This window comes from Tenacibaculum sp. HL-MS23, from assembly GCF_032463465.1.
Lineage (GTDB): Bacteria > Bacteroidota > Bacteroidia > Flavobacteriales > Flavobacteriaceae > Polaribacter > Polaribacter bernardetii.
Genome location: NZ_CP135989.1, coordinates 2,583,977 through 2,598,478, shown reverse-complemented (window position 1 = coordinate 2,598,478; position 14,502 = coordinate 2,583,977). Strand labels below are relative to the sequence as shown.

Annotated in this window: 9 protein-coding genes and 1 pseudogene; all 10 read left to right on the top strand. The window is 32.2% G+C overall.

Translation table 11 applies throughout. From position 1 onward, the window contains the following. The first annotated feature begins 12 nt into the window (after positions 1 to 12). Positions 13 to 606: a DUF3347 domain-containing protein gene (locus RRF68_RS12130; protein ID WP_068704612.1), complete on the top strand. Its 594-nt coding sequence runs from the start codon at positions 13 to 15 to the stop codon at positions 604 to 606. Beyond that, positions 607 to 1,062 carry a heme-binding domain-containing protein gene (locus tag RRF68_RS12125; RefSeq protein ID WP_068704614.1) on the top strand — a complete coding sequence of 152 codons (456 nt, stop codon included), beginning with the start codon at positions 607 to 609 and terminating at the stop codon, positions 1,060 to 1,062. A gap of 73 nt (positions 1,063 to 1,135) precedes the next feature. Further along, positions 1,136 to 3,628 carry a heavy metal translocating P-type ATPase gene (locus tag RRF68_RS12120; RefSeq protein WP_215968330.1) on the top strand — a complete coding sequence of 831 codons (2,493 nt, stop codon included), beginning with the start codon at positions 1,136 to 1,138 and terminating at the stop codon, positions 3,626 to 3,628. Between the two features lie 4 nt (positions 3,629 to 3,632). Then, positions 3,633 to 5,402: an efflux RND transporter periplasmic adaptor subunit gene (locus RRF68_RS12115; protein WP_315944497.1), complete on the top strand. Its 1,770-nt coding sequence runs from the start codon at positions 3,633 to 3,635 to the stop codon at positions 5,400 to 5,402. A gap of 35 nt (positions 5,403 to 5,437) precedes the next feature. Further along, entirely contained in the window at positions 5,438 to 5,890 is a 453-nt protein-coding gene (locus tag RRF68_RS12110) for a heavy-metal-associated domain-containing protein (protein WP_315944496.1), read from the top strand. 150 nt (positions 5,891 to 6,040) lie between these two features. Further along, the gene (locus tag RRF68_RS12105) at positions 6,041 to 6,352 is read left to right on the top strand and encodes a DUF6660 family protein (RefSeq protein WP_315944495.1); all 312 of its coding nucleotides are present in this window, start codon (positions 6,041 to 6,043) and stop codon (positions 6,350 to 6,352) included. 123 nt (positions 6,353 to 6,475) lie between these two features. Then, positions 6,476 to 10,807 carry a CusA/CzcA family heavy metal efflux RND transporter gene (locus RRF68_RS12100; protein WP_315944494.1) on the top strand — a complete coding sequence of 1,444 codons (4,332 nt, stop codon included), beginning with the start codon at positions 6,476 to 6,478 and terminating at the stop codon, positions 10,805 to 10,807. A 7-nt stretch (positions 10,808 to 10,814) separates the two neighbouring features. Further along, positions 10,815 to 12,020, top strand: coding sequence for an efflux RND transporter periplasmic adaptor subunit (locus tag RRF68_RS12095; protein ID WP_215968334.1), 1,206 nt, complete (start codon positions 10,815 to 10,817; stop codon positions 12,018 to 12,020). Positions 12,021 to 12,023: 3 nt separating this feature from the next. After that, positions 12,024 to 12,437: a Fur family transcriptional regulator gene (locus RRF68_RS12090; RefSeq protein WP_215968335.1), complete on the top strand. Its 414-nt coding sequence runs from the start codon at positions 12,024 to 12,026 to the stop codon at positions 12,435 to 12,437. A 57-nt stretch (positions 12,438 to 12,494) separates the two neighbouring features. After that, positions 12,495 to 14,446 (top strand): annotated as a pseudogene (locus RRF68_RS12085) (heavy metal translocating P-type ATPase). The last annotated feature ends 56 nt before the right edge of the window (positions 14,447 to 14,502 follow it).

The window sequence follows — 14,502 nt, the reverse complement described above, 5'->3', positions numbered from 1 at the left end:
AAAACAATAAAAATGAAATATTTAAAAACAATAGTAGCAATTTTAGTAATCTCTTTAATAAATCTTACAATAATTTCTTGTAAAGATGCAAAAAAGGAGAATACTCAAGACAGCATAGTTCATTCAGAAATGAACCATAACAAAATGGATAAATCCAATAATATGATGGATGATAATTCACAAAATTCAGGTGTTCAAAAAGTGTTAGCAGACTATATGATACTTAAAGATGCTTTAGTAGAAACCGACAAAAACAAAGCTGCTAAAGCTGGCGATAAATTGAACAATACTTTGAGCAAATTTGAAATAAATGGTTTTACTGTTGAACAGCAAAAAGAACTTAAAGATATTATTACAGATGCCAAAGAACACGCAGAACATATTGGTAGAAGTGAAATAGATCACCAAAGAGAACATTTTAAAACATTGAGTAAGGATATTATGGATATGGTTGCAATTACCGGTACTAAAAATACTTTATATCAACAATTTTGTCCAATGTATGATGGTGGCAGCGCTTGGTTAAGTTTGAACAAGGAAATTAAAAATCCTTATTACGGTAGTAAAATGCTGAAATGTGGTAAAGTGCAAAAAGAGATTAACTAAATGAAAATTGTAAAAATCATAGCATTGGTTTTAGTGGTGTGTTTTGTAGGCATACAGTTTATGCCTACAGAACTAAACCAAAGTAATATCGTACCAAAAACAGATTTTTTATTGGTAAATAATACACCTAAAAATATCAATACATTATTGCAAACGTCCTGTTATGATTGTCACAGTAATAATACAAGCTATCCTTGGTATAATAAAATTCAACCCATTGCTTGGTTTCTCGAAAACCATATTGCCGATGGAAAAGAAGAGCTGAATTTTAATAACTGGGACACGTATTCAACCAGAAGAAAGAATAGCAAATTAAAGTCAATTATTAATCAGATTAAGAACAATGAAATGCCACTTTCATCTTACACCTTAATTCATAAAAACGCAAAATTATCAACATCTGAAAAGACATTGGTTATTGATTATATAAAGAAACTAAAAGGCAATTTAAAATAAAGCCCTGATGTGGGAAGGAAATACTAATTAATTGGTTAATAGCCCTTCCCTTGTCAGGCACAAAAATAAAATAATGAAACACACATATCATATACACGGAATGACTTGCAACGGTTGTCGCAGTCACGTAGAAGAAACACTTTCAAAAGTTGATGATGTTTCAAACGTAAAAGTCAATTTAGAAAAATCAGAAGCTATTATTGAAATGCAATCACATATTTCAATTGAAATATTTCAAAAAGCATTAAAAGATGATGGTGGTCGATATAGTATTCATAAACAAGGTAAACACCAACCTAATAAAGAAAAAAAGCAGGAACAACCTAAAGGCAAAGGAACAGGTACATTTTATTGTCCTATGCACTGCGAAGAAGACAAAACATATAATAAAGCAGGTGATTGTCCTGTTTGTGGAATGGACTTGGTGGAAGAAAGAAGTTTAACTACAACAAGTAGCCAATTTACGTGTCCAATGCACCCAGAAATAATTAAAGACGAAGCAGGTTCTTGTCCTGTTTGTGGGATGGATTTAGTGCCATTAGAAGCGGATATTTCAGAAGAAGACAAAACCTATAAAAAATTGTTGAAAAAGTTTTGGATAGCTGTAATTTTTACTGTGCCAATATTTTTAATAGCAATGTCAGAAGCATTAGATAATAATCCTTTATATAATGTTTTAGAACAAAAACAATGGAACTGGATTCAGTTTGCATTATCAATCCCTGTAGTGTTTTATGCAACTTGGATGTTCTTTAAACGTGCTTACACATCAATAAAAACAATGAACCTGAATATGTTTACTTTAATTGGTATTGGTTCGGGTATCGCGTGGTTATTTAGTGTATTTGCAATGGTATTTCCAGATGTATTTCCACAAGATTTTAAAACAGCCGATGGTAATGTATTTGTTTATTTTGAAGCTACAACGGTAATTTTAACATTAGTATTATTAGGTCAATTATTAGAAGCAAGAGCACATAGTCAAACAAGTGGCGCAATAAAAGAATTACTAAAATTAGTGCCTTCAACAGCAACATTGGTTACTAATGGAGAAGATAAAGTTATTGCAATCGATAAAATTGAAAAAGACAATTTATTACGAGTTAAGCCTGGAGAAAAAATTCCAGTAGATGGTAGTATTGTAGAAGGTCATAGTAGCATTGATGAATCTATGATTACTGGAGAACCAATTCCTGTAGATAAGAGCATAGACGATAAAGTAAGTTCTGGCACAATTAACGGTACAAAGTCATTTATTATGAAAGCTGAAAAGGTAGGTTCCGAAACCTTACTTTCTCAAATTATTCATATGGTAAATAATGCAAGTCGTTCAAAAGCACCTATTCAAAAATTAGCAGATAGAATATCTAAATACTTTGTTCCAATTGTATTAGTTGTTGCAGTAATAACATTTATAGTTTGGGCTATTTTTGGTCCAGAACCTGCTTATGTTTTTGCCTTTGTAAATGCAATTGCTGTATTAATTATTGCTTGTCCTTGTGCATTAGGTTTGGCAACACCAATGTCTGTTATGGTTGGTGTTGGTAGAGGTGCACAATCTGGTGTATTAATTAAAAATGCTGAAGCATTAGAAAAAATGAATAAGGTAGATACGCTTATTGTAGATAAAACAGGTACGATTACTGAAGGAAAACCATCAGTTGAAAAAGTAATCTCAATTAATAATTTAAAAGAAGAAAAGCTACTTCATTTCATTGCTTCCTTAAATCAATATAGCGAACATCCTTTAGCAGAAGCTATTGTAAACTATGGTAAATCTAAAAATACTGTAATTACAAAAGTAAACGATTTTCAAGCTGTAGCAGGAAAAGGTGTTATAGGTACTGTTGAAAACAAAAAAGTTGCTTTAGGTAATGCAAAGTTATTAGAGCAGTTTGCCATAACTATTTCTAAAAATTTAGAAACTAATGTGGTTGCAGAACAAGAACAAGGTAAAACAGTATCGTATATAGCAGTAGATAATGAAGCTGTTGGATATGTAACTATTTTCGATGCCATTAAAACCACAAGTCAAAATGCTATTAAACAACTACAAGATAATGGTGTTGAGGTAATAATGCTAACTGGTGATAATAAAAATACTGCAAAATCGGTAGCAGAACAATTAAACCTTAAACACTATAAAGCAGAATGTCTTCCAGAAGATAAATTGAATGAAATTGATAAACTTCAACAAAAAGGAAGTGTTGTAGCAATGGCAGGTGATGGTATTAACGATGCGCCAGCTTTAGCACAATCAGATGTTGGTATTGCAATGGGTACAGGTACAGATGTAGCTATTGAAAGCGCTTCAATTACGTTAGTAAAAGGAGATTTACAAGGTATTGTAAAAGCTAAAAAATTAAGTCACGCTGTTGTTAAAAACATAAAGCAGAATCTCTTTTTTGCTTTTATATACAATGTATTGGGTGTGCCCATTGCAGCAGGTGTTTTATACCCAATATTCGGGTTATTACTCTCACCAATGATTGCAGCTTTAGCAATGAGTTTTAGTTCAGTATCAGTAATTGCAAACGCATTAAGATTAAGAAATATTAAAATATAGAAAAATGAAAAAATATATAGTTTACATAGTAATATTAGCAGTTGGCTTATTATTAGGTTGGTTGTTATTCGGTAGTTCATCAAACAAAGAAACTGAACATAATCACGATGAAATAGCAGAAACCAATCAAAAATGGACTTGCTCAATGCACCCACAAATTATGCAACCAGAACCTGGTGATTGCCCTATTTGTGGTATGGATTTAATTCCTGCCGAAGCTGGAGCAGATGGTTTAGCAGCAGACCAATTCAAATTAACAAAAAATGCAATGGCGTTGGCCAACATTCAAACATCAATTGTAGGTAGCAGTAAATCAGACGATAACGGTATTAAACTATCAGGTAAAATTGTTGCCAATGAAAAAGCAAATGCTGTGCAAGTCAGTTATTTCTCTGGAAGAATTGAACGCTTAAATGTCAGTTTTACTGGAGAAAAAGTAAACAAAGGGCAATTATTAGCAACCATTTATTCACCAGAATTATATGCAGCACAGCAAGAATTAATTACAGCAGCTTCATTAAAAGAGTCGCAACCGGCATTATATAAAGCAGTTCGTAATAAATTAAAATTATGGAAACTTTCTGAAAAGCAAATCAATCAAATAGAACAAACAGGAAAAGTAAAAGAAAATTTTCCTGTCTACGCAACTATCTCTGGTACTGTAACAGAAAAATTAGTAGAGCAAGGCGATTATATAAAACAAGGGCAACCATTATTAAAAATTGCAAACTTAAATTCAGTTTGGGGAAACTTTGATGTGTACGAAAACCAAATAGACTTATTTAAAAAAGGGCAAGAAATAAACGTAACAACAAATACTTATCCTAATAAAAAATTTAAAGGTAAAGTAGATTTTATTGATCCTATTTTAGATAACAGAACACGTACTGTTAAATTAAGAGTAGTGCTTAATAATAAAGACGAAGTATTTAAACCAGGAATGTTTATTGAAGGGAAAATTAAAGGGGTAACCTCTACTAAAGAAAAATCATTATTCGTGCCTTCATCTGCCATTTTATGGACAGGTGAACGCTCTGTAGTATATATAAAAACCAATCCAGATCAACCAGTTTTTGAAATGCGTCAAATAACTTTAGGTAACCAAATAGGTAGTAATTACAAAGTATTAAAAGGTTTAGAAAATGGTGATGAAATTGTAACCAACGGAACTTTTACAGTTGATGCAGCAGCACAATTACAAGGAAAAAAATCTATGATGAATAAAGATGGAGGAAAAGTAATGACTGGTCACGAAGGACATTTAGGTATGGATAGTAATTCATCAAAAAATAATACAGACCATACCAATATGAATGAACGGTTGGAAGTATCAAAAGCATTTCAGAAACAATTAAAAAAAGTATTTGAAAGCTATATTAATTTAAAAGATGCGTTTGTTAAAGATAACTCAAATAAAGCATCAGAAAATGCAAATAGTTTACTTGATAATTTGAATAATGTGGATATGAAATTAGTTAAAGATGAAGCTCATAATCATTGGATGTCATTAGTAAAAGAAATTAAATCTTCAACAATTGCTATTTCTAAAGCAGCAAATATAAAAGAGCAAAGAAATCATTTTAAACATTTGTCTTCGCATTTAATTAAAGCTGTGCAACTATTTGGTATCAATGAAAAGGTATATGTAGAGTTTTGTCCAATGGCAGATAGTAATAAAGGTGCCTATTGGTTAAGCAAAGAAGAAAAAGTAATCAATCCATATTTTGGCGAAGCAATGCTAACCTGTGGAGAGGTAAAACAAGTTATAGAATAATTAAATACAAATAATAACAATTAAATTTTAAAACAATGAATTTTTCAAAGAAAAATCACGAACACAAAAACAAAAATGTAATCGACGTGAGTAAAAAAGTAATTTTAAGTATAGCTGTTATAGCAGCTTTAGGTGTAACAAGTTGTAATAGTCAAACAAAAAAAGAAACAAAAACAACCACTACACAAATGTCAAAAGATATGGCAATGACAGATTTGTCTTTTGGTGTAAGAGGGAATTGCGGAATGTGTAAAAACACTATCGAAAAAGCAGCTAACGGTGTTGAAGGTGTTGCAAGTGCCAATTGGGATGTCGATAAAAAGAAGATTGATGTGTCTTTTGATGATACAAAAACCGATGCAATGGCAATTCATAAAGCAATTGCAGCTTCAGGTTACGATACTGAAAAAGTTGCAGGAAGTGAAGATGCTTACAAAAATCTGCCAGGTTGTTGTCAATACGACCACGAAATGAAAATGAATCAATAAATAAGTATGGTTTTTTAATATATTTTATAGCAAAAAGAAAATTAAGGTTTTCTCTTTTGCTATAAATATAACTAACCAAACACCTTTTAATTATTATAAAGCCTATTATTTGCACAACCATTGCATTAAATAATTTATATATTTGCTACAATGAAATTTTTAGCATTCATATTATCAATTTATATTTCCGCACTCAATCTAGTACCTTGTACAGATTTTGATGTGTCTGATAATGATGTTAAAACTGAAATTTTACAAGCTATGGATAATGACCATCAGCATCAAGGTTCAGATTTATGTTCACCTTTTTGCATTTGTCAATGCTGCCATATCAATGCCACACATCATCAATTTGTTTATACTAACATTGATTTTAGGTATATTTCTACACAAGATTTTTTCTATCATAAGAGTTTAGAAAAAGAAATCACAACTTCCATATTACAGCCACCTCGGGCATAATTCAGTTTTTTAGAGGATAACTATATCCAATTTTGAGCCTTTAAGGTTCTTTTCATTTCGAATGATTCTAATGATTACAATAGAATTATATCGAAAAGTTTAACTGAATTAATACATTTTAATATGATTAATAAAATCATTGATTTTTCAATCAATAACAAATTCATTATTGGTTTGTTAACGCTTACCATTGTTGGAGCAGGTATTTGGAGTATGACCCAAGTACCCATTGATGCTGTTCCAGATATTACCAATAACCAAGTTCAAGTCATTACGCAAGCACCCAATTTAGGCACAGAGGATATAGAACAATTTGTTACGTATCCTGTTGAAGTGGCAATGAGCAACTTGCCTGATGTAAAGGAAATCCGTTCCATTTCTCGTTTTGGCTTATCTGTGGTTACTATAGTTTTTGACGATGATATGGGAACTTATCTACCACGTCAATTAGTAGCCGAAAAACTAAACGAGGTAAAAGAACAAATTCCAAGTGGTTTTGGCGAGCCAACTATGGGACCCATTTCTTCAGGGTTAGGTGAAATTTATCAATACACACTAAAAGTAATGCCAGAGTATAAAGACAAATATTCTGTAACAGATTTACGAACAATGCAAGACTGGATTGTGCAGCGTCAAATGGCTATGGTAGAAGGTGTTGTTGAGGTTAACGCCATTGGAGGTAAAATTAAACAATATGAAGTTGCTGTTGATCCAAGCGAACTAAAAGCTATTGGAATTACAATTACAGATGTTTTTGAAGCTCTTGAGGCAAACAATCAAAATACAGGTGGCGCATACATAGAAAAGAACCATCAAGCCAATTTCATTCGTGGAGAAGGTTTGGTGCGTAGTTTAGAGGATATTAAAAAAATTACAGTTAAAAACACAAACAATATTCCAATTACAGTTGGCGACATTGCTACGGTACAATTTGGCGCTGCTATTCGTTATGGCGCTTTAACTCAAGATGGAGAAGGCGAAGTAGTTGGTGGTTTGGTTATGATGCTTAAAGGCGCTAATTCAAACGATGTTATTGAGAATGTAAAAGTACGAATGGCTCAAATTGAAAAATCATTGCCAGAAGGTGTCATTATCGAACCATTGTTAGACCGAAGTAAGTTAATAGCAGAAACAACCTCAACAGTTGCAACCAATTTAATTGAAGGCGCTTTAATAGTCATTTTTGTCCTTATTTTCTTATTAGGTAATTGGAGAGGTGGTTTAATAGTAGCTTCAACAATTCCATTATCCTTATTATTTGCATTTATTCTAATGAATGTTTTTGACGTTTGGGCTAACCTAATGAGTTTGGGAGCAATCGATTTCGGAATTATCGTTGATGGTGCTGTAATTATTGTAGAAAGTACCGTTTTCCTTATTGCTTCACAAGTCTTAAAAAAGAAAAAACTAACGTCTAAAGAACGTGATAATGTCGCAGCAAATGCTTCAAAAAAAATGATGAATGCTGCCTTTTTTGGTCAGCTAATAATCTTAATAGTTTTCTTGCCTATATTGGCATTACAAGGTATTGAAGGGAAAATGTTCAAGCCAATGGCATTGACTTTTATTTTTGCGATGATTGGTGCAATGGTACTTTGTTTAACCTATGTTCCAATGATGTCTGCACTTATTTTAAGAGCACCAAAAAATGACAAACAATCCTATGGCGATAAATTCGTGCATTGGGTAGAACGTAAATACCAACCATTATTAGAAAAAGCCTTAAAGAAAGGAAAATTAATAATTGGTGTTTCTGTTGTCTTATTTGGTATTGCAGTTTTTATGTTTACAAGAATGGGTGGCGAATTTATTCCACAATTAGATGAAGGCGACATTGCATTTCACGCCATTTTAAAACCAGGTAGTTCACTTACAGAAACAATTGAAACGACAACAAAAATTGAGCAAATTGTAAAAGCAAAGTTTCCAGAGGTTGAAAAAATAGTCAGTCGAATTGGTGTTGCAGAAATTCCTACCGATCCAATGCCAATGGATATTGCTGATGTATTTGTAATTCTGAAAGCAAAAAGCGAATGGACTACTGTATCATCTAAAGATGAACTTATTGAAAAAATGAAGGAATCTGTTGAAATAATTCCTGGTGTGAATTATGAATTTACACAACCTATTGAAATGCGTTTTAATGAATTGCTTGAAGGTGTTAGAGAAGATATTGCTATAAAACTTTATGGAGAAGATATAAACGTACTGTCTCAAAAAGCAGAAGAAATATCTAAAATTATTGCTGGTACAGAAGGTATTGGTGATATGAAAGCAGAAGCTACAACAGGTTTACCACAAATGACAATTACGTATAACAGAAGTAAATTGGCGCAATACGGACTTCAAATAAACACGTTAAATCAAATTGTGCAATCTGCTTTTGCAGGAGGAATAGCAGGAACTATTTTTGAAGGCGAAAAGCGATTTGATTTGGTGGTTAGATTAAGTTCTCATAATCGTAAAGACATAACAGATGTGCAAAATTTGTTCATCAACTTACCTTCTGGCGCACAAATTCCACTTCGCGAAGTAGCTGATGTAAGCTACAAAGCAGGTCCAATGCAAATAAGCAGAGATAACACTAACAGAAGAACCTATGTAGGTATTAATGTAAGAGGTCGTGATGTAAAATCGTTGGTAGGTGAAATCAAAACTAAATTAGATGCACAATTAGAACTACCATCTGGTTATTTTATTCGCTATGGTGGTGCTTTTGAAAATTTAGAGCGTGCCAGTAATCGCTTACTAACAGTTGTTCCTATTGCCTTGTTACTTATTTTCGTCCTTATCTATTTTGCTTTAAAATCACTACCACAAACCTTAATGATTTATTTTGCAATTCCTATGGCAACCATTGGTGGAGTTGTAGCCTTATGGATGCGTGATATGCCTTTTAGTATATCAGCAGGAGTTGGTTTTATTGTTTTATTTGGTGTAGCTGTTTTAAACGGATTGGTTATGATTAGTGGTTTAAATGAGTTGAAAGATGAAGGTGTAACTAATTTAAAGGATAGAATTACAGAAGGAACAAAACGACGAATTAGACCAATTATGTTAACTGCTTTTACAGATGTTTTAGGTTTTTTACCTATGGCAATTTCAGCATCAGCTGGTGCAGAAGTGCAGCGACCTTTAGCAACTGTTGTAATTGGTGGTTTATTAACCTCTACATTATTAACATTATTCGTTTTACCTATATTATACCATTGGGTAGAGAACAAGTCTTTTAAATTTAAAGCAAACAAAAAATTTGCAACTGCAACAGCTATTATAGTTTTTATGTTTTTGTTTCCAATAACAGGAAATGCACAACAAGTTAGCGACTCTTTGCCTATTGTTTCATTACAAGAAGCTATAAAAATGTCAAAAGAGAACTATCCTAGTTTAAAACAAAGACAGTTAGAAATTGATAAACAGCAACAATTAAAAGGGACTGCTTTCGATTTTGGCTCAACTCAAATTTTTACAGGTGGTGAGGAAATTAAAGATGGTTCAGGTATTTACACAACTATTGGTGTTGGCCAATCAAATATAGATGTGTTTGGTATTGCACCAAAGCAAAAATTATTAGAACAACGTATTCAATTAGCGCAAAAGGCGTATCAACTTTCAGAATTGGAGTTAGAATTAGAGGTGAAAAAAGCCTGGTCTAATGCCTTTAAAAGTAAACGGAATTATAATCTGTATAAAGAATTGAATGCTATTTACACCAATTTTAAAAAAGCTGTTGAGTTAAATTATGAAGTAGAAGCTATATCAAAATTAGAATATTCAGCAGCTAAAAATCAAGCTTTACAAATTAAAAATAAAACAAAGCAAGCTTATAGCGAATACCTCATTGCTTTACAGCAATTAAATTTATGGTTAGTTTCTGAAAAAATCTATACAGTTCCAAACGAGTTTAAAACCCTTAACAACATAGATTTAACAGCCTTTAGTGCAGAAGCTCATCCTTTGTATGGTGTTTCTCAACTTAAAATAGCAGAAGCAGAAGCAAATTACAAAGCTGCTAAAGCCGAGAATTTACCAAAGTTTAACCTTCAAGGTGGTTTACAAAAAGTAAACGGTAGTTCAGGCTATTATACTTATCAAGCCGGTATTTCTATACCATTTCTTTCTGGTACAACAAGAAAACAAATTAGAACTGCAAAATTCAATAAAGAAATTGCAGAAGTAAATATGTTATTTAAACAAAAGGAAGTGCAATCTAAATTTAATCAAGCAAAAGAAAATTACCAAAAATGGAAAACGTCTTGGCTATTTTATAAAGATGAAGTATTACCACTTATTAAAGAACAGAAAACTGGCGCTTTATTTGCTTATAAAGAAGGCGAAATTGATTATTCTGCCTTTACGCAACTTATAAATCAAGCCATTCAATCAGAGTTAGAAGCTCAAACAGCATTGGTAAACTATTTACAAAGCATTTTTGAATTACAATATTTTAAATAATAACACTATGAAAAACAGATCATATAATATCCTAATAATAGTAATGTTGACCTTTTTAATAACTGCCTGTGGCAATAAAGAAAAACACAACGAAGAAGATGGGCATTCTCATAATAAAGAAACCAAAATTGAAACTAATGAAGGGCATAGCGAAAACGAAGAAGTGATGCTATCAGCACAACAATTTGAAGCCTTAAAAATGAAAATTGACACCATTGCGTTGCGAAATATGAGTGGTTATGTTGAAGCCAATGGAACGTTAGAAGTACCACCACAAAATGAAGCAGCAATAACTTCCGTAATTGGAGCTAATGTAGTTTCCATTAAAGTAATTGAAGGAGATAAAGTAAACAAAGGTCAGGTTGTTGCTTATTTATCACATCCTAATATCATTCAAATGCAAACCAATTATCTCAATGCGTATAGCAATAGCAATTTTTTAAAGAAAAATTATGAACGTCAACAAAAATTATATAATGCTGGCGTAGGCTCTGGTGCAAATTTTCAAAAAGCAGAAGCAGAATACGAAGCGTCAAAGGCTATGGTTAATGGAATGGCAGCTCAACTACAATTACTAAATATCAGTACAACATCGGTTCGTAATGGCACAATAGCTCAACAAGTAGCATTGCGTAGCCCAATTGAAGGGTTTGTTCAAAAGGTAGAAGTAAAAACTGGTCAGTATGTTGAACCTCAATCAGAACTCTTTGAAATAGTAAATACACATCACGTCCACGCAGATTTAATGGTGTTTGAAAAAGATGTATATAAAGTTAAGAAAGGTCAAAAAGTAACCTTTAATGTTCAATCTACTCAAAATGAAGAATTAATTGCAGAAATCTATTCGGTAAGCAAAACATTCGAAGATAACCCTAAAGCAGTACACGTTCACGCAGAAATTGAAAATAAAAAAGGTAATTTAATTCCAGGAATGTATATCCAAGGTAAAATTCAAGTTGAAAATACAAAAACAAGAGCATTACCAGAAAGTGCCATTATAAAAGAAGGCGATACCTATTTTGTGTTTTCTGTAGAAAAGGAAAATGAAGATTGGAGTTTCAAACCAGTCGAAGTCATTTTAGGAGCTAAAGATGGTAATTGGATAGCTGTAGAGTTTACTAAAGAAATCGAAACGAGTACAAAATTCGCTTATAATAATGCCTACTACCTTATTGCAGAAATGAAAAAAGGTGAAGCAGAACACGAACATTAAATTATGCAAACTATAGAACAATTATTAGAGTCAAAAGAGATACGTGTTACAGCAATGCGATTACTTATATATAAGTTTCTTGCACAAAAACAAATAGCAGTTACATTAAGCGATATTGAAAATGCTTTTGAAAAAGCAGATAGAACCACCTTATACAGAACAGTTAAAACATTTGAAGAAAAAGCAATTGTTCATCAAATAGACGACGGTACAGGTATTACTAAATATGCCCTTTGTGAGCAAGGATGCAGTTGTGAAATTGAAACCGATTTACATTTACACTTTCATTGTAATAATTGTAACGAAACTATATGTTTAACAGAACATAAAATACCTCAAATAAAAGTGCCTGATGGTTTTGTTTCTGAAAACGTCAACTTGGTTGTAAAAGGTATTTGTGATAAATGTAGTAGCTAACAATGCACTTCCATTGCAGTCAATTTTAAAGCATCTTTGAATTAAATTTAAGTATCAATGAAAAAAAAGAAACTCAATTTAAGAGATATAAAACCTAATTCTGAAAAAGAACACAGTCACGATGATGGTCATAATCACAGTAAAGGTTCCAATAATTTTAAAGCATATAGTGCAGCGATAGTAAGTTTTGTAATGCTAATCATTGGTATTACTTTAGATTATTTTGATATTAATTTTTTTAGAGATTGGATTCGCATTGTTTGGTATATCATAGCATATATACCTGTTGGATTTCCTGTTGTAAAAGAAGGATGGAAAAGTATTAAAAAAGGTGATGTCTTTACAGAATTTTTTTAATGTCAATCGCAACCATTGGTGCGTTTATTATTGGTGAATATCCTGAAGGTGTTGCAGTAATGCTATTTTATGCAGTAGGCGAATTATTTCAAAGCACAGCAGTTAATAGAGCAAAATCAAACATTAAAGCATTGCTTGATGTTAGACCAAAGGAAGCGTTAGTTTATCGAAATAAAGATTATGTTTCTGTAAATCCTGAAGCCGTAAATATTGGCGAAAAGATACAAGTACGTGTTGGCGAAAAAGTACCTTTAGATGGTGTTTTTTTGTCTGAAAAAGGATCATTTAACACAGCAGCTTTAACTGGTGAAAGTAAACCAGATACCATTGCCAAAGGTGAAAAAGTATTTGCAGGAAGTATCAATCTCAATGGTGTTATAGAAATTGAAACCACCAAAGAATTTAAAGACAGTTCCATTGCTCGTATTCTCGATATGGTTCAAAATGCAACAGCTCGTAAATCTAAAACCGAATTATTCATAAGGAAGTTTGCACGTATCTATACGCCAATAGTTGTGTTTTTAGCCATAGGCGTTACATTATTACCTTATTTTATTGTCGATGGTTATGTCTTTAGAGATTGGTTGTATAGAGCTTTAATTTTCTTGGTAATATCTTGTCCTTGTGCTTTAGTTATTTCAATTCCATTGGGTTATTTCGGTGGTTTAGGAGCAGCTTCAAAAAACGGTATTCTATTTAAAGGTGCTTCTTTTCTTGATGCTATGACCAAAATTAATACGTTGGTTATGGATAAAACGGGTACAGTTACCAAAGGTGTTTTTAAAATCAAAAAAGTAAAAGCAATTGATTGGAGAGAAACCGAATTTATGCAATATTTAATGGCTATGGAAGAGCAGTCCACGCATCCAATAGCAAAAGCCATAATGGAGTATAAAGAAAATGGTGAAGATTTTGAAGCGCAAGACGTTTCTGAAATAGCAGGTAAAGGTTTAAAAGGTATCGTGAATGGCAAGATTGTTTTAGTTGGTAATAAAGCCTTAATGACAGCCAATAATATTAATATTTTAGAGGAAACAGAAACTATTGTAGAATCTATAGTATTAGTATCTATAGACAATACATTTGCAGGTTATGTTGTCATTGCAGACGAATTGAAAGAAGATGCCAAAGAAACCATAACCAATTTGCACAAAGTCGGTATTTCTAAAATAATGATGCTTTCCGGGGATAAAGATTCCATTACTCAAAAAGTAGCTTCTCAATTAAACATTGAAAAAGCAAAAGGTGGTTTATTACCCGAAGATAAATTGAATGAAGTTGAAACTTTAAAACAAAATTCCAAAAATAAAATAGCCTTTATTGGCGATGGTATTAATGACGCACCAGTTTTAGCAGCAAGTGATGTAGGTATTGCAATGGGAGGTTTAGGAAGTGATGTTGCCATTGAAACTGCTGATGTCATTATCCAAACAGACCAACCTTCAAAAGTAGTTAAAGCAATAAAAATTAGTCGTTCTACTCGAAAAATTGTTTGGCAGAATATCATTTTAGCTTTTGGTGTTAAAATAGTTGTTTTAATATTAGGTGCAGGTGGTTTAGCAACAATGTGGGAAGCTGTATTTGCTGATGTAGGTGTTGCGTTATTAGCAATTTTGAATGCTGTAAGATTACAACGAATGCAATGGCGTTAAATAATTAAAGTCATTGTATTTATTTTAATTTTTTTAAAGTAAAGTATTTTTAAACA